The sequence below is a fragment of the Achromobacter sp. D10 genome (assembly GCF_035282245.1).
GTDB classification, from domain to species: Bacteria; Pseudomonadota; Gammaproteobacteria; order Burkholderiales; family Burkholderiaceae_B; genus Achromobacter; species Achromobacter insolitus.
In genome coordinates, this window is sequence record NZ_JAYJLE010000009.1 from 124,374 (window position 1) to 145,341 (window position 20,968).

26 protein-coding genes are annotated in these 20,968 nt (G+C 64.5%); 10 read left to right on the forward strand and 16 right to left on the reverse strand.

Annotation, left to right across the window (positions count from 1 at the left end; all coding sequences use genetic code 11):
* Positions 1 to 11: 11 nt before the first annotated feature.
* Complete coding sequence (locus VCS63_RS21490; RefSeq protein WP_063641077.1) at positions 12 to 287, reverse strand: hypothetical protein; 276 nt, start codon at positions 285 to 287, stop codon at positions 12 to 14.
* A gap of 374 nt (positions 288 to 661) precedes the next feature.
* Here VCS63_RS21490 and VCS63_RS21495 point away from each other — a divergent pair, with 374 nt between their 5' ends.
* Both VCS63_RS21495 and VCS63_RS21500 read left to right on the forward strand, forming a co-directional pair.
* The gene (locus VCS63_RS21495; protein WP_076817810.1) at positions 662 to 835 is read left to right on the forward strand and encodes a DUF3606 domain-containing protein; all 174 of its coding nucleotides are present in this window, start codon (positions 662 to 664) and stop codon (positions 833 to 835) included.
* Positions 836 to 921: 86 nt separating this feature from the next.
* Complete coding sequence (locus tag VCS63_RS21500) at positions 922 to 1,782, forward strand: symmetrical bis(5'-nucleosyl)-tetraphosphatase (RefSeq protein ID WP_323881010.1); 861 nt, start codon at positions 922 to 924, stop codon at positions 1,780 to 1,782.
* 75 nt (positions 1,783 to 1,857) lie between these two features.
* Here VCS63_RS21500 and VCS63_RS21505 read toward each other — a convergent pair whose 3' ends face one another.
* The 11 genes from VCS63_RS21505 to VCS63_RS21555 form a co-directional block, all read right to left on the reverse strand.
* Positions 1,858 to 2,109, reverse strand: a complete 252-nt coding sequence (locus tag VCS63_RS21505) for a hypothetical protein (RefSeq protein WP_042794535.1) — start codon at positions 2,107 to 2,109, stop codon at positions 1,858 to 1,860.
* A gap of 246 nt (positions 2,110 to 2,355) precedes the next feature.
* Positions 2,356 to 3,318: a Bug family tripartite tricarboxylate transporter substrate binding protein gene (locus VCS63_RS21510; RefSeq protein WP_063641079.1), complete on the reverse strand. Its 963-nt coding sequence runs from the start codon at positions 3,316 to 3,318 to the stop codon at positions 2,356 to 2,358.
* A gap of 118 nt (positions 3,319 to 3,436) precedes the next feature.
* Positions 3,437 to 4,615 carry a CaiB/BaiF CoA transferase family protein gene (locus VCS63_RS21515; RefSeq protein ID WP_223306515.1) on the reverse strand — a complete coding sequence of 393 codons (1,179 nt, stop codon included), beginning with the start codon at positions 4,613 to 4,615 and terminating at the stop codon, positions 3,437 to 3,439.
* Positions 4,616 to 4,645: 30 nt separating this feature from the next.
* Positions 4,646 to 5,926, reverse strand: a complete 1,281-nt coding sequence (locus VCS63_RS21520; RefSeq protein ID WP_042794532.1) for a TRAP transporter large permease — start codon at positions 5,924 to 5,926, stop codon at positions 4,646 to 4,648.
* The gene (locus VCS63_RS21525; protein ID WP_042794531.1) at positions 5,923 to 6,507 is read right to left on the reverse strand and encodes a TRAP transporter small permease; all 585 of its coding nucleotides are present in this window, start codon (positions 6,505 to 6,507) and stop codon (positions 5,923 to 5,925) included. Before VCS63_RS21525 ends, VCS63_RS21520 begins: the two co-directional genes overlap by 4 nt.
* Before the next feature lie 3 nt (positions 6,508 to 6,510).
* On the reverse strand, positions 6,511 to 7,533 hold the full coding sequence (locus VCS63_RS21530) for a TRAP transporter substrate-binding protein (protein ID WP_042794530.1): 1,023 nt from the start codon (positions 7,531 to 7,533) through the stop codon (positions 6,511 to 6,513).
* Positions 7,534 to 7,560: 27 nt separating this feature from the next.
* Positions 7,561 to 8,529, reverse strand: coding sequence for an SMP-30/gluconolactonase/LRE family protein (locus VCS63_RS21535; RefSeq protein WP_063641082.1), 969 nt, complete (start codon positions 8,527 to 8,529; stop codon positions 7,561 to 7,563).
* 9 nt (positions 8,530 to 8,538) lie between these two features.
* Positions 8,539 to 9,477 (reverse strand): hydroxymethylglutaryl-CoA lyase, encoded by a 939-nt coding sequence (locus tag VCS63_RS21540; RefSeq protein WP_076814747.1) that lies wholly within the window; start codon positions 9,475 to 9,477, stop codon positions 8,539 to 8,541.
* A 188-nt stretch (positions 9,478 to 9,665) separates the two neighbouring features.
* Positions 9,666 to 10,568: a LysR family transcriptional regulator gene (locus VCS63_RS21545; protein WP_063641083.1), complete on the reverse strand. Its 903-nt coding sequence runs from the start codon at positions 10,566 to 10,568 to the stop codon at positions 9,666 to 9,668.
* Between the two features lie 232 nt (positions 10,569 to 10,800).
* The gene (locus tag VCS63_RS21550) at positions 10,801 to 10,968 is read right to left on the reverse strand and encodes a hypothetical protein (RefSeq protein WP_164793875.1); all 168 of its coding nucleotides are present in this window, start codon (positions 10,966 to 10,968) and stop codon (positions 10,801 to 10,803) included.
* A gap of 197 nt (positions 10,969 to 11,165) precedes the next feature.
* Entirely contained in the window at positions 11,166 to 11,861 is a 696-nt protein-coding gene (locus VCS63_RS21555) for a DUF3313 domain-containing protein (RefSeq protein WP_042794528.1), read from the reverse strand.
* 277 nt (positions 11,862 to 12,138) lie between these two features.
* Between VCS63_RS21555 and VCS63_RS21560 the strand changes: the two genes are divergently transcribed.
* From VCS63_RS21560 to VCS63_RS21570, 3 genes are all read left to right on the forward strand, one after another.
* Complete coding sequence (locus VCS63_RS21560) at positions 12,139 to 12,333, forward strand: hypothetical protein (protein ID WP_042794527.1); 195 nt, start codon at positions 12,139 to 12,141, stop codon at positions 12,331 to 12,333.
* A 53-nt stretch (positions 12,334 to 12,386) separates the two neighbouring features.
* The gene (locus tag VCS63_RS21565; RefSeq protein ID WP_042794526.1) at positions 12,387 to 12,872 is read left to right on the forward strand and encodes a GNAT family N-acetyltransferase; all 486 of its coding nucleotides are present in this window, start codon (positions 12,387 to 12,389) and stop codon (positions 12,870 to 12,872) included.
* Positions 12,873 to 12,967: 95 nt separating this feature from the next.
* Positions 12,968 to 13,600, forward strand: a complete 633-nt coding sequence (locus VCS63_RS21570) for an FMN-binding negative transcriptional regulator (protein ID WP_323881011.1) — start codon at positions 12,968 to 12,970, stop codon at positions 13,598 to 13,600.
* Here VCS63_RS21570 and VCS63_RS21575 read toward each other — a convergent pair.
* Complete coding sequence (locus VCS63_RS21575) at positions 13,560 to 14,825, reverse strand: MFS transporter (protein ID WP_323881012.1); 1,266 nt, start codon at positions 14,823 to 14,825, stop codon at positions 13,560 to 13,562. The two genes, VCS63_RS21570 and VCS63_RS21575, sit on opposite strands and share 41 nt — an antisense overlap.
* 85 nt (positions 14,826 to 14,910) lie before the next feature.
* On the opposite strand from VCS63_RS21575, the gene VCS63_RS21580 reads away from it, so the two are divergent.
* Together VCS63_RS21580 and VCS63_RS21585 are read left to right on the forward strand one after the other, a co-directional pair.
* A complete protein-coding gene (locus VCS63_RS21580) occupies positions 14,911 to 15,645 on the forward strand; it encodes an ArsR/SmtB family transcription factor (protein ID WP_280133794.1) in 735 nt (244 codons plus the stop codon).
* Between the two features lie 271 nt (positions 15,646 to 15,916).
* Positions 15,917 to 16,189 carry a hypothetical protein gene (locus VCS63_RS21585; protein WP_041655905.1) on the forward strand — a complete coding sequence of 91 codons (273 nt, stop codon included), beginning with the start codon at positions 15,917 to 15,919 and terminating at the stop codon, positions 16,187 to 16,189.
* A gap of 8 nt (positions 16,190 to 16,197) precedes the next feature.
* On the opposite strand, the gene VCS63_RS21590 is transcribed toward VCS63_RS21585, so the two are convergent.
* The 3 genes from VCS63_RS21590 to VCS63_RS21600 form a co-directional block, all read right to left on the reverse strand.
* Positions 16,198 to 16,962: a DUF1828 domain-containing protein gene (locus tag VCS63_RS21590; RefSeq protein ID WP_042794521.1), complete on the reverse strand. Its 765-nt coding sequence runs from the start codon at positions 16,960 to 16,962 to the stop codon at positions 16,198 to 16,200.
* A complete protein-coding gene (locus VCS63_RS21595; RefSeq protein WP_042794520.1) occupies positions 16,959 to 17,495 on the reverse strand; it encodes a hypothetical protein in 537 nt (178 codons plus the stop codon). Before VCS63_RS21595 ends, VCS63_RS21590 begins: the two co-directional genes overlap by 4 nt.
* Positions 17,496 to 17,678: 183 nt before the next feature.
* On the reverse strand, positions 17,679 to 18,533 hold the full coding sequence (locus VCS63_RS21600) for a neutral zinc metallopeptidase (protein WP_042794519.1): 855 nt from the start codon (positions 18,531 to 18,533) through the stop codon (positions 17,679 to 17,681).
* Positions 18,534 to 18,619: 86 nt separating this feature from the next.
* Between VCS63_RS21600 and VCS63_RS21605 the strand changes: the two genes are divergently transcribed.
* The 3 genes from VCS63_RS21605 to dapA all read left to right on the forward strand — a co-directional run bounded on the left by VCS63_RS21605 (position 18,620) and on the right by dapA (position 20,956).
* Positions 18,620 to 19,246: an L-threonylcarbamoyladenylate synthase gene (locus tag VCS63_RS21605; RefSeq protein ID WP_063960638.1), complete on the forward strand. Its 627-nt coding sequence runs from the start codon at positions 18,620 to 18,622 to the stop codon at positions 19,244 to 19,246.
* Positions 19,247 to 19,315: 69 nt separating this feature from the next.
* Positions 19,316 to 19,963, forward strand: coding sequence for a site-2 protease family protein (locus VCS63_RS21610; RefSeq protein ID WP_042794518.1), 648 nt, complete (start codon positions 19,316 to 19,318; stop codon positions 19,961 to 19,963).
* 87 nt (positions 19,964 to 20,050) lie between these two features.
* On the forward strand, positions 20,051 to 20,956 hold the full coding sequence (dapA, locus tag VCS63_RS21615; protein ID WP_042794517.1) for a 4-hydroxy-tetrahydrodipicolinate synthase: 906 nt from the start codon (positions 20,051 to 20,053) through the stop codon (positions 20,954 to 20,956).
* Positions 20,957 to 20,968: the final 12 nt, after the last annotated feature.

Genomic DNA, 20,968 nt, shown 5'->3' on the forward strand with positions numbered 1-20,968 from the left:
CGCGGCAGCCGTCACGGCGCCAGCAGGCGGAATGCGAGATCGAGCAAGGTCAGCGTCAGGGCAACCGCGGCCCAGAGCAGCAAGGCCAGCCAAAGGCTGGTGGAAAAGCGAGGGCGTCTCCTCGCAGGGGCGGGGGCCGCATCCTCTTGAGCGGACGCCGCGTCCGCAGGCTCATCCCCGTTATTGGCTGCGACCGGCGCAACCCCATGCGGCGCCCGCGGCGGCAGCAGCGACACGGTTGCGTTGCCAGCCAGCACGGAGGGTGTTGCCTTCTTGGGGGTGTGCATGGCATATCCTGGTTGTTCCGGCATGACCCCGTCGCGCTGTCCTGCCTTGCGGGGCAACACCCAGACGCCTCTCAGCAATTTGCGTACCTGGCACCCCCGTCGCCACGCGCAGTGCCGCCGCGGTGGCGGGAATCACGGTCGCTCGTTTGGGTACGCGACTTGCGGCAAGTTGGGCGACCCGGCTTACAACGCCGGGGCAGGCCGGCACTCACTCCAAGGGTAGTGCCCGGTACAAAGGGGCGATCGCCTCGGTCTGGACCATCAAGGTGCAAAGCGGATCAATGGGTCAGTCTCTGGCCGACGTGTCAACGGCTGGCTGGGCGTGCTCTGTTCGCGCGCTTTGTCCCTTCATGGGAGTCTTAGAGGGTCATATTATGGATAAGCTTAATACCCTGGCTCCAAGCGAAAGATGGTGGGTCAACGTGAATGAGCAGCGTGACCTGGAGTATTGGATGGAAAAATTGGGCGCCACAGAGGAGGAAATCCGGCAAGCCGTCGCGGTGGTGGGCGTTTCTGTTTCGGCCATCAAAAGGCAATTGAATAAGTAGAAGCACCGAGAAACGACAGGTTCGATATGAGCCACGCCACGCCGGCGCAGTCCGAAAAACGGGAGCGCCGTATGCTGGGGACAGCCATGCCACAAACACCTGGGCCGATCGACGTACAAGCGAAGCCGGAAATCTGGGCGGTGGGCGATGTCCACGGATGCAGCGCATCTCTGGACGCATTGCTGTCGCGTCCAGAGATCGCAGATGACCCGGCATGCCGGGTCTGGTTCGTGGGCGACCTGGTCAACCGAGGCCCGCAGTCGGCCGCTACGCTCAGGCGCGTCATGGGCTTGGGCGGACGCGCCACGGCCGTGTTGGGCAACCACGATCTTCGGGCGTTGTCCATCGCGGCGGGCTGCATCAAGCCCGGCAGGCACGACACGGTGGATGATCTGATCAACGCTCCCGACGCCGATGTCTTGCTGGATTGGTTGAGTCGTCTTCCATTGATGCATGCCGAAGCGGGTTATGTCCTTACCCACGCTGGCATACACCCGCGCTGGGCGGTTGCCGAAGCCATGTCCCTGGCGGGTGAAGTTGAAAACCTGCTCGGGGATGGCCAGTGGCGGCGTCGGATGCGCATGTTCGACGGGCCGACGGCGGAAGGCTGGAACGCCAGGTTGACGGGGGCGCGCCGCGTCAGATTCATTGTCAACGCATTCACACGCATGCGCCTTTGCAACGCTCACGGCGAATTGACCTCCGCGTCCAGGTCCGTGCCTGGAAGGCGGCAGGGGGGAGCGCTGCCTTGGTTTGACGTGCCAGACAGAGCCGCCGAGGGCGCGCGCATCCTGTTCGGGCACTGGGCGGCCCTGGGCCTGATGGTGCGCTCTGACGTGGTTTGCCTGGACACGGGCTGCGTGACCGGCGGTTGCCTCACGGCCCTGAGGCTGAGTGACCGGAAGCTGCTCCAGGTCAGCCGCGAGCAGGCCGACTCGCCGGCCTAGACTCTTGCCGCCAGGCCGTTCATCGGCCCGCTTCCAAACAAAAGCCCGCGGCTTGCGCTCGCGGGCCTCTCATCTTCAGCCTTCAAAGAAGTTCTTCTTCTTCCTCCGAGTCACCGGCCGGAGAATTTCACCTGACTTGAGCCGGTACACGTCTTTGCCCTCCCAGATCACGGTGCCGCCGGTGGAGAGGCGGCATTGCAGCACTATGTGTGGATCGGGACTTTCGTCCGTTGCGGGTTCTTGAATGATATGTCGCTCGATCCGGTACTGGTCTCCTGCTGCCGAGACCGCAATCACATCCTCCAGTCGTCTGCATGAGATTGACATGATGAGCCTCCTTCACTTGCACCACGTTGAAACCTGTGGCGCCGAGGTCATCGTCTCGACTGGCCCTTTCGCTGTCAATGCTGCTGGGGTTCATCATCCAAGCGTATGCGCGGCGCTCCCCTGGGGAGCGTCGTGCATAAGCATGAGGCGTTGCATGCGTTTGATCTAGGCTGTTTTCAAGGCAGAGCAGGCGTTGAATGCGCTTGCCTTCTGAGGTAGCGGCCGCCGCAAGGCCGCGCGCCCGATCTATTCAAGCTTCACGTTGGCGGACTGGATGACGCCGCGCCATTTCTTATAGTCCGCGGCGATGGTCTGCGAGAACTGCGCGGGCGTGGTGGGCATGGCGGTCGCGCCCTGGGCCGCGAGCGCATCCTGCACGTCCTTCAATGCCAGGATCTTGTTCAGTTCCGTGTTCAGCGTCTGGATGATGGGCTTGGGGGTGTTTGCGGGAGCGAGCAGTCCGTACCAGACGCGCACGTCGAAGTCGGGATAGCCAGATTCCGCGACGGTGGGTACGTCCGGCATCGCCGGGCTGCGCTTGAGCGAGGTCACCGCCAGCGGGATGGCGCTGCCCGCCTTGATTTGCGGCGCGGCCGAGGGGATGGACGTGAAGATGACGGGGACCTGGCCGCCAAGCAGGTCTGCCATGGCTGGCCCGGAGCCCTTGTAGGGCACGTGGACGAGCTTGATGCCTGCCTGCAGCTGTAGCAGCTCGGCGGCCAGATGGGTGATGGTGCCGGCTCCGGGAGATCCGTAGTTGATGGTTCCCGGCGCCTTCTTGGCGGCGGCGATCAGGTCTTTGAGGGATTTGTACGGACCATTCTTGTTGGCAACGACCACCAGGGGGGCTTCGCCCACGATGCCTATGGGCTCGAAGTCCTTGACCGGGTCATAGGCCAGCTTGGCGTACAGCGACGGCGCCACGGCCAGGTTGTCCACCTGGCCCATGACGATTTCGTAGCCGTCGGGCTTGGCGCGCGCGGCGGTGGTAATGCCTATGGTGCCGCCCGCGCCCGGGCGGTTCTCGGCGACGACGTTCCACTTGACCGAGTCCGAGAGCTTGGCGGCGACCGTGCGCGACAGGAAGTCGGTGCCGCCGCCTGGCGTGAACGGCACGATGACGCGTATGGGCTGGTTCGGGTACTGCTGTGCGGTGGCGGGGGCGCAGGCGGCAAGCGCGCAGGCCGAGAACATTAGGGCACGTAGCATGTGTAGTCTCCATTCCTTGGTGGGCGCGTCCGGTCATGATCGCCAGACGTCGGTTGTTGCGAATGCTGATGAGGCGTGCTGCGGGTCAGGCTACCGCGGGCAGGGCAGTCGGTGTGGGTTAGACGACTCCTTGCTCGCGCAGTTCGCGGATCCGGTTGCGGGACAGTCCCAGGTCTTCCAGCACTGCATCGGTGTCCGCGCCTAACGCAGGCGCGGCGCTGCGGGCCTGGCAGGGCGCATCGGCGAACTTGATCGGAAAGCCCAGCATCCGTACCTGCTGGCCATCGGGATGGGGCACGTCTATGGCCATCTGCTGGTCGGCCACCTGCGGATCATCAAACACTTCCTGCAGGTTCAGCACCTGCCCGCAGGGCACGCCGAACTGGTTCAGGCGTTCGATCCAATGGTGGCTGTCCTTCTGGCGGGTGCGGGCCTCGATGACGGCCTTGATGGATGCGCGGTTCAGCATGCGGTCCGCGTTGGTCCGGAAGTCCGGGTGCGCGCGCAGTTCAGGAAGTTCCAGCGCATCCAGCAGCTTCTCGTACATGGCGTCGTTGGACGGCGCGATCGCAACCTGGCCATCCGCGGTCTCGAACAAACCGTAGGGGGCCACGATGCCGTGGTCGTTTCCGGTGCGCGGCGGCAGTTCGCCGCTGGCGAAGTAGTTGGACGCCTGGAAGCTGAGCAGTCCTATCATGCTGGAAAGCAGGCTGACGCTGATGGAATCGCCGCGGCCGGTGCGCTCGCGGCGCAAGAGCGCGGCGACGACGCCCAGCGCGCCGTTCAGGCCGGCGGCCAGGTCGCTGATGGGTGGGCCGGCGCGCATGGGAGGATTGTCTTCGCCGCCGTTCAGGCTCATGAAGCCGCTCATGGCCTGGGCAATGAAATCGAATGCGGGCCGGTCGCGGTACGGGCCGGACGTGCCGAAGCCGTTGATGCTGCAGTGAATGATGTCCGGGCGCAGCGCTTTGAGGGCTTCGTCGCCGAAGCCCATCTTGTCCATGATGCCGGGCCGGTAGTTTTCGATCACGACGTCGCAGCTCGGTATCAGCTGGCGCAGGATCTCTTTGCCTTGCGCGCTGTACAGGTCCAGCGTGACCGACCGCTTGTTGCGGTTGTAGTTGGCGAAGTACCAGCTCAGCCCGTCCTTGATGACGCCCTGGCGGCGAATGGGATCGCCTTCGCCGGGAGCCTCGATCTTGATCACCTCGGCGCCCATGTCAGCAAGTATGGATGTGCAGTACGGCCCTGAGATGATGCGTGTCAGGTCGAGGACGCGGATTCCGGTAAGTGGCATGGTGTGCATCTTTTCAGCTTTTGTTTATGGTCAGCGGCCCAGTCCCGGCAGCCACAAAGTCAGGGGAGGAAAGGCGCAGATCAGCGCAAGCACGATCAACGACCAGATGAAGAAGGGAACGATCTCGCGCACGATCGGGCCTATCGGGGTGCGACCCACGGCGGACGTGACAAACAGCAGAATGCCGACAGGCGGGGTCAGCATGCCCGTCATCAGGTTCAGGATCAGGATCATGGCGTACTGGATCGGATCCATGCCCAGCTGGGCGCCAATAGGCAGTAGCGCGGGCAGGGTGATGATCATGGCGGGCAGCGGTTCGAGTATCTTGCCCACCAGGATCAGGAACACGTTCACCGTCAGCAGCACCACCCAGGGCTGATCCGAGACGCCCAGGATGCCCTTGGCGATCGTGGCCGCGACGCGCGATTCGCTGATCAGCCAGCTGAAGGGGCCGGCGGCCGCCAGCAGGAACAGCACCACCGCCATGGTGCGACCGGCAGAGTAAAAAGCAGATCCCAGTTCGCCCGGCTTCAGTTCCCGGTACACGGCCAGGCCCACCAGCAGGGCGTACACGGCCACGAACGCCGCCGCCTCGGTGTCGGTCAGGAGGCCGAAGCGTATGCCTGCGATGATCAGGACCGGCATCATCAGCGCCCAGATGGACGCGCGCGTGACCTGGGCCCGCTCGGGCCAACTGGCTCGAGGGCGCGATTTGTAGCCATGCCGCCGTGCCTGCCAGGCGCAGATGGCCATGTACCCCGCCAGCAGCATGAAGCCGGGAATAATGCCAGCCAGGAACAGGCGGATGATGGACAGGTTGGCCAGCACCGCGTACACGATCATCGGGATCGATGGCGGCAGGATGGGGCCCAGCATGGCGCCGCAAGCGATGACGGCTTCGGGGTAACCGCGCCGGTAGCCTTCGCGCTTCATCGACGGAATCATCGCGGTGCCGATGGCGCTTGCGTCCGCCACCGCGGAGCCGCTGATGCCGGCCATGACCAGGTTGGTGGTCAGGGACACTTGCGACAGGCTGCCGCGCATATGTCCGACCATGGCCATGGACCAGTTGATGAGCCGCAGCGTGACGCCGCCGCGGTTCATGAGTTCACCGGCCAGGATGAAGAGCGGAATGGCGACGAGGGCGGTCTCGTCGATGCCGCCCAGCATGGACAGCGGCGCCTGGGCGATATCGACCCCGCCGCCGCCCTTGAACAGCATGCCGATGAGGGCGGCGGTGATCATCGCGAAGCCTATGTCCAGCCCGACCAGGATGAGCACGACGAAAAGCACGACGGAAAAGAGGATCATGGGTGCGTCCCAGGGGTGTCGGACTCGTCGCGCGCAAAAGCGTCCAGCGGCGCGGCTGCGTCAGGGATCAGCAGGCGCAAGGCCAGGAACAGCATGAAGAACACCATGCCCACGGTCAGGGAGGCGTAGCTGACGGCATAGGTGAAGGGCGTGCCGACGATGTCCTGGAAATTTCCCACGGCGACCACGTCCAGACCCTTGTAGAACAGGGTTGCGGCCAGCGCCAGCAAGGTGGCGTCGAACAGGCGGTCGCGCACGCGCCGCACGCGTTGCGGCAGGTGGCGGTCGATGATGTCGATGACCACGTTGCGCCGTTCGCGCAATGCCATGGCGGCGCCGACAAATGCGCACCACAGCATGCCGATGCGGGCGATCTGGTCCCAGGCGTCGAACTGCGTTTTCAGCAGATAGCGGTCCAGCACCTGGGCGAAGCAAAAAATCAGCACCATGGCCAGGGTAAGGGCCACGGCGAGCCGGCCGGTCCAGCACACGACGCGGTCTGCGCGCAGGACCAGGCTGCGCCAGCCGGATGTCGCGTGGGCCGCGGGGCGAACCGTCGTCGCGGGCATGGGCGCGCCCATGGCTTACTCCTGCATCTTCTGTATGCGTTCAACCATGCCGGCAGGCCAGTCTTTGCCTTCGTATTGCTGGTAGACGGTGGCCAGCGCCGCCTTGAACGCGGCTTTGTCGGGCTGTGTGTACGTGACCCCGGCGTCCTTCAGGATTTTGATCGCGTTGTCGTCCAGCTCCTGGTCCAGCTTGGTGGCGACTTTGCCTCCGGCCTTGGCCGCCTCGGTCAGCGCCTGGCGCTGCTTGGCGTCCAGGCCTTGCCAGACGCGCTCGGAAATGAACCAGCCGGTCAGCTCGTAGGCGTGATCCGTTGCCGCCCAGTATTTCGCCTCTTCGTGGAAGCGCAGGGGAATCGACAGGTCGAAGCCGTTGTCCTGGCCGTCTATCATGCCGCGGCCCAGCGCTGTGTAGATTTCGGTCATGCCCAGCGGCACCACCTGCGCGCCCAGCTTCTCGAAGGTGGACTTCAAAATGGGGATCGAGGGGACGCGCAGCTTCAGGCCTTTGACGTCTTCAGGCTTGTTGATGGGGCGCGACACGGTCTGCAGTGCGCGCGGCGAGCGTATGCCAAAGGCCGCAAACACCCGCACGCCCGATTTCTTTGCCACGTCGTCGAAGATCTGCGCGAACTCATCGCTATTGATGATGCGTTCGGCCTGTTCGCCGCTTTTGAACAGATAGGGCGCGTACAAAATGTTCAGAGGCTGGGCGCCCCGCAGGAACACCACGGATCCCAGGCCGAAGTAGCCCATGTCCAGCGTGCCCAGTTGCATCGAAGACAGGATCTTGCTGATGTCGCCCAGCTGTCCGTCCGTATAGACGTGTACTTGCAGGTCGTTCTGGGATTGCCTGGCCGCCTCTTCGGCAAAGGCTCGCATGGCGTGGTCCCAGGGGCTGTTGGACGCGGCGATGGTCGCGATCTTCATTTCGCGCGCCTGCGCATCGGCCGCGGGGGCGAATGCGCCGGCGACGGTAATCGAAAGGGCCAGCAAGGCCGCCGAGGCGCGGGCCAGGGGCTGCGATATTTTCTTGTTCATGATGTCTCCTCCGGATTGCGGTCCGGGCTACCAGTTCCAGTGCACCGGCTTGAGCCCGGCGACCGGCGAATCGAACACCGCCAGCCGGGATCCATTGATGCAACCCATGTAGGCGGTCTTGCGTTCTGGGCCGCCGAACGCCAGGCTGGTGATGTTTTGCAGCCTCTTGCTATGGTTGTCATAGACCATGGGGCGGCTCAGGCGATTGGCCAGGTATTCGGCTTCCAGTCTGTCGATATGCGCGGCATCGCAGTCTTCCAGCACCAGCTGTTGCTTGCCGTCGGGGCTGACGCGTATCACCCGGTTGGAAACCACGCTGACCACCCAGATGTGGCCCTCTACGTCGACCGCCATGCCGTCGGGATAGGTGCCCTTGCCGAATTCCGTGATGACCGTCCGTTCGCTGAGGTTCCCATCGGCGCCGATGCGAAAACGCAGCAGGCGCCGGCCGAAGGTTTCGTTGACGTAAAGATACGTGCCGCTTGGATCGGTGCGGCATTCGTTGGTCCAATGCACGTCCTGGGCCACCACGCGCGTGCCTCGCTGGTCGCGCACCGCGATGAAGCCGTCGGCGATGTCGCGGCGGAACTGATGGTCGCCCCGGCGCACCGTGCTCACGCAGATCCACAAGCGCTCCCGATCATCCAGCCAGACAAAGTTGACGCTGGGCAGCGTCACCCCTTCGATCTCCATGATGTGGGGTTCCGCGGCGCCGTCGCGCTGCACGCGCCAGACGCCGCCATCGTCGGCCAGGTTCGCGACCGCAAAGGAGCCGTCGCGCAGCAAGGCGAAGCCGTTGGGAATCAGCCCGGCTTGGGCGCCGATCAGCCGCGCATCGCCATTGGGCAGGATGTGGCGTATGCCGCCGGCCTTGTCCGATACGTAGAGATCGCCCGCTGCCGTGCTCAGCACGCATTCGGGACGGTTCAGGTTGACGCCGGTCTCGCGCAGGTCCGATAGTTTCAGCAGCGCGCCGCGATTGGATTTGCTGTCCATGCTGCCTCCTCAGCCCACGGCGCCGGCGGCTACGTTGTAGTCGTGCAGGCGCAGGCGCGGTCCGGCCTTCATCAGCTGGCCGGGCAGGCCGCGGCCGATAATGCCTTCCAGGCGTTGCGCCACCTTGATCAGCTCGCCCAGATCGATACCGCTGTCCACGCCCATTTCATCAAGCAGATAGACCAGGTCTTCGGTACAGATATTGCCGGTGGCGCCGGGGGCGAACGGACAGCCACCCAGGCCCGCCAGCGAAGACTCGTACGAAGTGACGCCGGCCCGCAGACCTTCCACCACGTTCACCAGTCCGATGCCGCGCGTATTGTGGAAGTGCAGCGATATCTTGATGCCGGGATGGTCGGCGCGCAGCGCTTCGACCGTGTTGCGTACCAGGCGCGGCGTGGCCATGCCGGTGGTGTCCCCCAGTGTCACGGCATCGAAGCCCTGGCGCGCGAAATGGTCGAAGATGGTCCGGATGCGACCCAGATCCACGTCGCCTTCGAAAGGGCAGCCGAAGGCGACGGCAATGGCGCCCTTGCGCTTGATGGGATGGTCTTTCAACAGCTGTGCGACGTCTTCGATGTCGCGCAGCGACTGTTCGACGGGACGGTTCAGGTTCTTGGTGTTGTGGCTTTCGGTGGCCGACAGGAATACGACGACTTCGTCGGCTTTCGATTGCAGCGCGCGTTCGACGCCCTTGCGGTTGGGCGCCAGCGCGCCCAGCACGACGCCCGGACGCTTATGCACGCCTTCCAGGACGTCCTGGGCATCGCGCATCTGCGGCACGGCGCGCGGCGACACGAAAGACGTGGCCTCGAAATGCCGTACGCCAGCATCGATCAGCGCGTTCAGGATCTGGATTTTGGTGTCAGTGGGCACGAACTCGGACTCGATTTGCAGCCCGTCACGCATGCCGACTTCCACGATTTCGACTCGGTCTGGAAGGCTCACGGCTTTTCGTCTCCTGGCGCCCGGATCCGCGCTTGCGCGAGGGTCTCGCGGCGATGTCCGGGACATGGGTTGTCGGCCACTATCTTCAGTGATGGACCCCGGCAGGACAAATCGTGAATATTCGGCGGGGTATCGCGAAACGCGATGGCTCGGACGGCATGCCTCGCGCGTCGGCAGGGCCGCGGACGTTATTGCTGCGTTGCGGCTTCGGCGATCAGGTGATCCAGCAGCAGCCGGGCGGCGCCCGACAGCGATTCATTGCTGCGCACGCACAATTTGAGTTGTCGCCTGGCCCAGGCATCGGTCAGCGGAATGATGCAGAGTTCATCGCAGACGTAAGCGGACAGGGCCTTGGTCGGCACAATGCCTATCCCCAGGTCCGCGCGCACCATGGACACCAGCGCGTCGTAAGAGGTGACCTGGAAGCGCAGCCGCAGCGAGCGGTTCATGGAGGCGGCTTCACGCGTGAACAGATAGTTCGCGGCGCTGCCCCGGTGCATGCCCACGTGGTCGTAATCCAGCGTGTCGGCAAACGATATCTGCCGGTGCCGCGACAGGGGGTGACCCGAAGGTGCCACCAGCGCCATGACGTCGCGGTGGTAGGGAAAGATGTCCAGGCCGTTTTCGTCGTCGGACTGCGTGTAGACGCCGATATCGGCGGTGTTGTCGATTACCGCGCGGGTGACGCCAGAGCTGACGGACTCTTCCAGATCGATCTGCACGTGAGGATGTTGCGTCAGGAAGCGGCGCAGTTCCATCGGCAGGAACTGCGCGATCGAAGACAGGTTGGCCGCCACGCGCACCCGCCCGCGCAGGCCGGTGGAGTAGTCGCGGATTTCGTCGGCCAGGTCCTGGGTTTGATGCAGCAAAGTGCGCGCGCGCCGCGCCAGCGCGCGCGCGGCGCTGGTGGGTTCCATGCCGCGCGCATGGCGCTGGAACAGCGGCACGTCCAGAACGCGTTCGAGTTCGGACAAGCGCTTGGACAGTGCTGACGGCGCGATATGTTCGCGCGTGGCGGCAGCGGCGATGCTGCCTTCTTCCAGCACTGCCAGGAACACCTGCAGGGTATACAGATCCAGACGAGGGGTCATGGGTAGTCGCGCATAGACACGTCCGCGAGGATAGCGGGTGTGATGCGCGGCAGGCCTAGGGGATTACGCTGAGCCTGCTTCCACCCGTGCCGCTGGCGTCGACCATGCACGGGGGCTTTGCTTCTTGGGATCTGGCCGGCGCGCCCGGCAAGCGGAACGGCGATGGCGCGCCGCTAGCGTTCCTGCATCGTGACAGCCAGGGCCGCGGCGGCGCGTGCCATAGCCGCCAGGCTCATGAGCGAGCCCGGCTGGCGGCCGGTGTCTCCTTCTTGCCGCGCGGCTTGGGCGCAGTTTTCGGGGTTTGGGCAGGAGCGTCGAACTCCTGTTTGTTGCGTTCGCCCCGGGGGGTGTTTTCCGGATGCGGCTTGGGAAAAGCCCAGGGCTTGGTTTTCTGATCCATTGCATGTACTCCTTGCACAGGCGGAACAGTAGCATTAGCCGTGGCGCTGGGTAAGTGAGGGTTGACGTCAATATTCATCACATCGTGATTTTCAGGTGAAAAACGCGATGGATTCGACCCGCGATGCCCCATTATGTTCCGCCCTGATGGATCAGGAGCTGTCGGCGCCAGGCAGGAGCTTGCGCCGGGCGCCGGTGCTAACCGGCTTGCGGTTCGTTTTCGAGCCAGATGCGGTCGAACTGTTCGCGCGCATGCCGCGCCCAGTCATCGATGGCGCTGCGCACGTCGTCCGCCGTGGGTTTGCGGTCGGCAGGCAGATTGCCGCCCGTCACGGTGCCGAGCGAAGTGATGAGCAATTCATTGGTGTTGGCGTCGCGCAGGGCGGCTTCGAGCAGCAGGCGAGCGGATTGGTCCCGGTAGCCAGCAGCCTTGACCGTCTGGCCGATTACGAAGCCGATGGGTACGTACTCCATGATCCTGGGGTCGCGTTCGTTGCGGAACGTGCCGGTGATGGCGGCGGACAGGCGCAGCGCGTGCGGCGCGGGGCGGGTCAGCAATTGATAGCCGGCTTGCTCGAACTCGCGCCGGATCGCCTCGTTCAGGTATGCCAGCGCGCGCTCGCGCATGACGCTGTCATCCTTCATGTTCAGCTCATCCGGTCGGTCGCCCTGGATGTACCGCACCGGTTCGAGAATGAGTTTCTTCTGGTACTGGCTGCTGACAGGGGGCCCGGGACGCACCCACACCATGCCAGCGCTCCAGTCGGGATCCTGTTTGAGCCGGCTTTGGTTTTCGCCCAGGGACGTGGAGTAGTTCTGCGGCTTGGGCAGGTTGGTGCAGCCGGCAAGGCCGATCACTGCGCAGCAGGCGGCCAGGGCGAGATGGAGCTTCATGTTCTTGTCTTCCAATTAGTGACGTCCGACGCCGCGGGGGAGGCCGCGCGTCATGGCCTGCGCAATTATTGCTTCATTCGTCTCGCGCATTGGCGTCTTGCGTGGGGGTGAAAACAAGGTTTCGCCGGAAAGCAGAATTCCATTTTCGTAAAAGTGGATTTGGCTTGCTCCTGAATTCCAGGCACCGACTCCCGGCGCCTTTTCGGGTAGGCCGAAATAGCCGCCGCGGGATGCCGCCGCGGGACTACGATGGAAGCGTGAACATAGGGAGACAACTATGGACACCGCCAAGCAGTGGTATGCCGCCGTCAAGGATTGGCAGCGGGCCCGCGACGAGCTCACCGACGCAATCGCCGCGATAAAGTGGCCGAATCCCACGCAGGATTGCCTGGACACTTATGACCGCGCCTATGCCAATGAAACGCAGGCTCGGGACCGTATGAACCAGGCGTACGAGCGGGTGCGACGATAGCTGCGCGCATTTCCCTTCGCGGCCTGGGCGCGGGCATTGCTACACTGCCGCGCATGACGGACCAACAGAAATTCTTGATCAGGCCCGCGCGGCCCGAGGATGCGGCATTGCTGGAAGACCTGCTGATGCGCACCTACGAAAGCACGTGGATGCCACAAATGACGGCCGAACGGGATCGGCAATTTCGCGCAAGCGGCAAGACGGCCACGTATGTGCACACCCGGGGGCACCTCTTCCTGGTGTGTGAAATCGAAGGCGTGCTGGCTGGCATGGCGGACTGGGAGAACGACTTCATCTGGGCTTTGCATGTGCATCCCGCGAGGCAAGGCCAGGGCGTGGGCGGGGCTTTGCTGAGCCGGGTGGAAGCGGCCATCCGCGAGCAGGGGTTCGGACGCGCGCGCCTGGAGACGGACACCTTCAACGAGCGGAGCCGGCGGTTCTACGGCAAACATGGCTACGCGGAAATCGACAGCTATCCAGACGAAGAGTGGGACAGCGGCTTTACGACCGTGCTGCTGGAAAAGCCACTGGCGGTTTGAGTTCTGTGGCCCCATGAAAAGGTGTTGGCCTGGCCCTGGTAATGGGGCCACGATAGCGGTATGTTCTGGCTTTGCCCGCTACCGCCGAACCCGCCATGTATCTGCCATCCGCCTTTCGCGAAGATTCGCTTGAAGTTCAGCACGATTTCATCCGCGCCCATCCCCTGGGTGTGCTCATGACCAGCGGTGATGGCGGGTTGATGGCAAACCATATTCCCTGTCTGCTGTATCCCGAAGGGCCGCACGGCGTGCTGCGCTTGCACGTGGCCCGAGCCAATCCGCAGCTTGCCGACCTGGCGACGGGCCGGGAGTGCCTGATCGTTTTTCACGGGCCCCAAGCCTACGTGACGCCCTCCTGGTATCCGACCAAGGCCGAAACCCACAAGTTCGTGCCCACCTGGAATTTCGTCGCCGTGCATGTCTGGGGCTCGCCGGTCATCCAGGATGATCCGGCCTGGCTGCGCGCACAGCTGGATGCCTTGACCGATAGCCAGGAGAAGGCCAGGGCGCAACCCTGGCGCGTGGATGAGGCGCCAGCGGATTTCATCGCCGCGCAGATGCGCGCCATCGTGGGCGTGGAGATTCCTGTCTCGCGCATCGAAGGCAAATGGAAAGTCAGCCAGAACCGCTCGCTTGCCGATCGGCGCGGGGTGGCCGAAGGCCTGGCGGGCGAAGCCGGCGATGCCGTCATGGCCGCGCTGGTTGCCCGTCGCGGCGGGTTGGCCTGACCCGCCCCAGCGCAAAACCTGCGATGGCGGCCGCCTGCAGGCTGGCTGCTACCGCGAGGAACCAGAAGAGCGGCTGTCCGGCCTGCTCGGACCAGGCGCGCAGCAGGCCGAACAAGGCAGGCGCGAAGGCATAGGCGCCTTGCGATATGGCGACGATCAGCGGCACCACGCGTTGCGAGTCCTCGCGCGCAAATTCGCTCTGCGCGATCAGTGGCGGCAATGAAGTCGCGTTGCCTATGCCCGAGCCGAACAGGAGTACGCCCAGCCAGATGGCCCAGGCGTGTTCGGCGGCCAGCATCAGGACCAACGAGCCGCCGATCTGTATCGCGTAGGCCAGGCAAGCTACGATGCGCCGGTCCGCTCCGGCCGGCATCAACCAGCCCACCAACGTTCGGCCTGCGATGGCCGCAGCCGTCGCCAGTCCCATCGCAATTCCGGCGGTCTGCGCGCCCAGCGGTGGCGCCAGCAACGACAGCAGGTGAGCAATCAGGCCGATCTGGGCGAACAGCCCCAGCGCCATGCCCGCAGCCAGTGTGAGGAAAGCCCGGTTGTGCCACAGGTTCGCCACCGGCACTGGCGATACGGAGCTTGCGGCGGCCACCGCGTGCGGCGTTCCTGTCGCGCCGTCCGGTTCCTGTCCGAGCTGCTGCGGCGTAATGGCAAACACCTTGCGCGACAGCACCGCGATCACCGCCACCATGGCCAGGCCGACCCACAACGCGGCCTGTGCGAAGCCGGCGTGGCTGATCAGGTAGACCCACAAGGGCGAAAAGACGATGCCGCCTACGCTGGCGCCGTTGTAGGCCATGCCCAACGCGGCGGGCCGGCGGCGCGCGAACCAGGGGGAGATCAACGCATTAACGGCTGCCGCGCCCAAGGTCACCCAACCCATGCCGGAAAAGAGCGCGGCCACGTACAACTGCCAGGGTTGCGCGGCCGTGGCCCAGCCGCCCACGCCCAATGCGAGCAGCACGGCGCCGCCCAGCGTCACCGCAGGCACGCCGCAGCGCCGATACAGGCGCGGCAGGTTGGCGACCACCACGGTGCCGCAAAGAAAATGCAGGGTGACGGCGCCCGATACGAGGGCGACGCCCCAGCCTGTGCGCCCGGCCACCGCGTGCAGGAAGACGGGCGGGCCGTAGAAGCCGACGCCCCAGCCGAAGACCGCCAGGACGAACGTGGCGTAAAGAACTGTCCAGCCGAAGAAGGGTGGGGTTGCGCGCATGGCTATCCGGCAGGGCCGGCTGTCTTGTGGTGTCGAGTCGCAGTATGCTTGACCGTGCACGCAACACTTTGATCAGGGCCGAATCATGGAATCCGAGTTCGCCGACATCAATCTTTCCGCCGTGGCAGGCGCCATCGCCGACCCGGCGCGCGCACGCATGCTGTGCGTGTTGCTGGACGGGCGCGCCCGCACGGCGACCGAACTGGCCGCCGCCGCCGAAATCGGCGCTTCCACGGCCAGCAGCCATTTCCAGCGCCTGCGGGAGCAAGGCCTGGTTGAAATGGCCGTGCAGGGCAAGCATCGTTATTACCGCTTGTCCAACAGTGAGGTCGCACATGCGCTGGAGGCGTTGCTGGTCGTGGCCGGCGCCGAACGGGTGCCGTTCAAGCCCAATACGCCTTCCGCTCTGCGCGAGGCGCGCACCTGCTATGACCATATGGCTGGCACGCTGGCCGTGCGTATCCACGACGCCATGTTGTCGCGGCAATGGCTGGCGGCGGATGGGCGCGATTACCTCCTGACGCCGCTGGGCGAGGCCGCGTTGGCGCAGATTGGCGTGGACGTGGCGCAGGCGCGCCAGCGCCGGCGCCGCTTCGCCTGTTCCTGCCTGGATTGGAGCGAACGCCGCTCGCATCTGGGCGGCGCCTTGGGCGCGGCCCTGCTGGATGCGCTGACCCGGCGCGGCTGGGTCAGCAAGGACCTGGATTCGCGGGCGCTGAGCATCACGAAAAAGGGCGAACGGCAATTTCCCTCGTTCTTCGGCCAGGCCGATGAAGTCGCCCGGGGTTTCGCGCAGCGAGACCTGCACGCCGCTGCGTGATCACGCAACAAGGTGTGCATATGCAACAGGGCTAGGGAAATCCCCCGGATTCGCTCTGGGGACATATCACGACCAGGCTATGCATCACGCCACAAGCCGCGTCACGCCTGGCCGGGCGACTCCCCCAATCACTCCGCGCGTTGCGTGCGGCAAATGGGGACGCAATTCTTGCGATGCAACAGTGTTTCTATTTTCTGCCAGGGTTACAAAACTTATCCGACCTGTCATGAACAGCCGGGGTATGCTGGATCGCAGAAAGAGGGCATCCGAAGTGCATCAGAACAACTTGATCTACAAGGGATACCGGCTGACGGCCAAAGTGTCCCGGGGCGCAGACGCCGAGGTTCAGGCGCAATCCAGTGGCCCCGTATTCATTGCGTCGGTGATGGTGGTCCAGGCAGGCGCCGTGCTCGAAGGCGGCGACGAATACCCGGTTCCGCGTTTTGCCGAAGGCGGTTTTGTCTACAGTCCGCGCGAAGCGGTGCATGCAGCCATCCTGCATGGCCGCGAGATCGTCGACGGCCTGACCAACATGCCAGCCTGACGCCCGTCCTAGCTGGAAAAGACTTCCCGCCAATCCCGCGTTTTGGCCAGCGTCTGCACGGTTGCGGACTGTTCCAGTATGGTCACGGCCTTCTTGAATTCCTCGGCCGAGGCGCCGTCTTCCAGGATGACCATGCGCGAGTTGCGCGCGTCGGCCATCTTCACGTCTGACATCTTGCCGTGGGTCTGGTAGACCTGCGTCCAATCCATTTTCTTGCCGGCCTTCAGGGCGATGGGCTCGATGTAGGTCAGCGCGGTGCTTCCGGCTGCCCGTACCGCGAACGCGAAGTCGGCCGTGTGGCCGCTGCTGCCTTTGGCGCGCGCGCCCTTGACCATCCGGTTCACGCCCACGCCTGCCGTCAAGGCGCGTCCGACCTGCGCGCGAAAGCGCAGCTGGCTGAACTTGGGCATCCACTTGGCGCATTGGAACGAGAGCGCCATCGCCAGCTTGACCGCATCCCACAGGGCTTCCTGCAGTTGTTCGTTGGGGCCGGACGCGACGATGGCGCCGTCGCGGTCGAAGTGCGCCAGGCTGACGCCCGGCGTTTCATTCAGGATGTCGATGCGCTTGGCCGCCAGGTCGATGCCGTAGCTGGAGGCGTGCATCGCGGTCTCACAGGCGTCGGTCAGATAGAACGTGGACTCGTCGGGATGCGCGATGAAGAAGGCCGCGTGCTGTCCGTCCAGGCCCAGCGTCATGGGCGATATGGCTCGGATGGCGTGTTCACCCGCCGGCAGGACGGTCCAGCCGGAGGCTTCCAGGAAATTGCTCATAGGATCAGTTCGATTTGGCGGCCTTTGAGGGGATGCGCGAAACCGCCGGTCAGCGTCAGGTTCGCCCGCGGCAGGAAATACTGCATCAGCGCGCCGATATTCTGCAGGGCGGGCACGATGGGCTCGGCATAGCCTTCGCCTTCGTCCACCCAGATGTGTTCATGGCTGCGGTCCGCAAGCGGCTTGCGGTACTGCGGCCGGCCTTCGCCCACCAGACTGGTGTGGAAGGAGTCGTCGGTGTCCACGCCGAACACGCGGTGCGGGCCCACGAAGAGACTGGCGCAGAACGCTTCGGCCAGGAAAATGGTGGCCTGGCCATGCACGGCCGTGCGGGCGCCGCGATAGATTGCTCGGAAGATCACGTCTTCGCGCACTTCGCCCTTGACCCGACAGGCGCACGCGAATTCCATCCACTGGGGATTGCTGGCGGCGGGCTTCGGCGCCCAGGTGATCGGTTTTACGGTTTCCTTGGGTTCGGCAAGAATCTCTTGCACCTCATCAACGGTGATTAACGGTTCGAACTTGTTGGCCATGGAACGGATCTAGGGTCTTGGAAATGCGCGCGCCGGACAGCGCGCCTGGCATGCGCCGCGCAGCGGCGAACGCACGCGCAACACAGCGAGGGGGCGTAATCTTACAAGATGAAGACTGCGCCGCCCTCTTTGCTGTATGGATATACAGCGAAGGGGGCGGCGCGGGAGTTGGTGCTCACGCGCCTACAGCGAGCTGGCGCCGAACGTGTCGCATTGCTTGATGCTGCCGCTCTCCAGCCCGCGCTTGAACCAGCGCACGCGCTGCGCCGAGGATCCGTGCGTGAAGGTGTCGGGCACGACATAGCCCTGGCTCTGCTTTTGCAGGCGGTCGTCGCCGATCGCGGTGGCGGCGGCCAGGGCTTCTTCCACGTCGCCGCTTTCCAGGATGTTGCGCGCTGCGTTGGCGCGCTGCGCCCACAAGCCCGCGAAGCAGTCGGCCTGCAACTCCATGCGCACGGACAAGGCGTTGGCCTGGGACGGGTTGCGGCGCCGCAGATTGTCGACCTGATCCGAAATGCCCAGCAGGTGCTGGACGTGATGCCCGACCTCATGCGCGATCACATAAGCCTGGGCAAAGTCGCCGGGCGCCTTGAAGCGGCTTTGCAATTCGTCGAAGAACGCCAGATCGATGTAAACCTTGCTGTCGCCCGGGCAGTAGAACGGGCCCATGGCCGACTGCCCCGTGCCGCAGGCGGTGGGCGTGGCGCCGCGGAACAGCACCAGCTTGGGCGCCACGTACTGGCGGTTCAGGTCTTTCTGGAAGATGGCGCTCCAGGTGTCTTCGGTTTCACCCAGCACCTTGGAGACGAAGACGGCCTGCGGGTCGTTGGCGGGCGGGCGCGAGGCCGGTGTCTCCTGTTGCTGCACGGGCGGGCCTTCGGCCATCTGCAGGACCACGCTGGGATCCACGCCGAAATACATGGCGACCAGGGCGAGCACGATCGTGCCTATGCCGATGGTGCCGCGGCCGCCGATACGTGGGCCGCTGGAACGGCGGTCTTCCACATTGTCGCTTTCGCGCGAGTCATCAAGGCGCATACTGTTTCTCCGGGCGGGTCGGCGTTCCCGCCATTTTGCATCGCCGCCCTTTACTGAGCGGCCTTCAAGAGTGTTAGGATAAACCCATGGCCCTGTATTTCTCCATCCATCCCGCGAATCCGCAACCGCGCCTGCTCAAGCAGGCGGCCCAATGGCTTGCCGACGGGGGATTGGTCGCGGTACCCACTGACTCGAGTTACGCCGTGGTGGCGCGTCTGGACGACAAGAACGCCGCCGACGGACTGCGCCGCCTGCGGGGCCTGGACGAGCGCCATCATCTCACGCTGCTATGCCGCGACCTGGCCGAAATCGGCCATTTCGCGCGCGTCGACAACCGCCAGTACCGCCTGCTGAAGGCAGCCACGCCGGGACCCTGGACCTTCATCCTCGAAGCCACCAAGGAAGTGCCGCGCCGCGTGTCGCACCCATCGCGCAAGACCATCGGCATCCGCGTGCCGGATCATCCGGTCATGCTGGGCTTGCTGGAGCAGGTGGGGGCGCCCTTGCTGTCCACTACGCTCATCCCCAAGGACGAGACCGAAGCGCTGAACGACGCGGAAGAAATCCGCGAACGCTACGAACATTCCCTGGCGGCCATCATCGACGCGGGCGCCTGCCCACAATCGCCCACCACCGTGATCGACCTTACCGGCGACGAGCCGGTGGTGGTGCGCGTCGGACGAGGCGATCCTGCCACCCTCGGTCTTGCCTGACCGCGTCCACCGCGCCGATCCAAAAGCCGGCATGCGCCGGCTCGTGGCTCATCTACAATCCGGTTCGCCATGAACGACATCATCCAAACCATTGCGGTCTACGCGATACCGGTCATTTTCGCCATCACCTTGCACGAAGCCGCGCACGGCTTTGTCGCGCGCATGTTCGGCGACCCCACGGCCTACCAGGCCGGACGCATCAGCCTGAATCCGGCGCGGCACATCGATCCCGTCGGCACGCTGCTGGTGCCGGTGGCGATCCTGCTGGCGTCCAAGCTGTTGGGCAGCCCCGGCATGCTGTTCGGCTGGGCCAAGCCCGTGCCGGTGGATTTCAGCCGCTTGCGCAGGCCCAAACAGGACATGCTTTGGGTGGCGTTGGCAGGGCCCGCCGCGAACCTGCTCATGGCCGTCCTGTGGGCGTTCTCCTTGCGCCTCTTCCTGGAGTCCGGGCTGCAGGAGTCGTTCTGGTTCGAAATGGCCGTGGCCGGGGTGAACGTCAACCTGGTGCTCATGGCGCTGAATTTGTTGCCCATCCTGCCGCTGGACGGGGGACGGATCCTCTTCAGCCTGCTGCCCAATCGCATGGCCTGGCAGTACTCGAAAATCGAGCCGTATGGCCTGGTGATCGTCGTTGTCCTGCTGGTGACGGACGTGCTCTGGCTTTTGATGCGCCCCGTGCTTGCCATGGGGACGACCATAGTCCAGTGGTTTCTGTAGGATTTCAGCCAATATCCGTTAAACTCAATAGTTTCATTGATTCTGGCCCCGGGGCATCCTGCCGTGGGGTTTTGGAGCCCTACATTTATGGCATCCCCTGCAACCGCCGCAGGCGTTAATTTCCAAGGCAGCATGGTGGCCCTCGTCACCCCTATGCAGCCCGACGGCAGCCTGGACTACGCTGCCTACCGGTCGCTGATCGACTGGCATATCCAGGAAGGAACCGACGCACTGGTGGTGGTGGGCACTACCGGGGAGTCGCCTACGGTGTCCATGGAAGAGCACGCGGAACTGATCCGCGTTGCCGTCGAACACGCAGCGGGCCGCATTCCGGTCATCGCGGGCGTAGGCGCCAATTCCACCGACGAAGCCATCCACCTGACGCGCCATGCCAAGGCCGTGGGCGCGCAGGCCGGCCTGTCCGTCGTTCCTTATTACAACAAGCCTTCGCAAGAAGGGCTGTACCGCCACTTCCGCACCGTCGCGGAAGCCGTCGATCTGCCCACCATCCTGTACAACGTGCCGGGCCGTACCGTTGCCGACATGAGCAACGAAACGATCCTGCGCCTGGCGCAGGTGCCGGGCATCATCGGCATCAAGGACGCCACGGGCGACATCGCCCGCGGTGGCCTCTTGCTGCGTGAAGCGCCGGCCAGCTTCCAGGTTTTCAGCGGGGATGATCCCACCGCCGCTGCCCTGATCCTGCTGGGCGCGCGCGGCAATATTTCCGTAACGGCCAACGTGGCGCCGAAGCTCATGCGCGAGCTCTGTGCCGCCGCCCTGGCTGGCAATGTGCCGAAGGTGCGCGAACTTAATGCGTACCTGGCGCGTCTGAACAAGGCTTTGTTCGTTGAAGCCAACCCCATCCCTGTCAAGTGGGCGTTGGCCGAAATGGGCCGCAGCGCACTGGGCTACCGGCTGCCGCTGGTTGAACTCGGAGCGCAGCACCACGCGACCGTGCGCGCCGCGCTCCAGGAAACGGGCCTGCTCTAAATATCGTGAGGA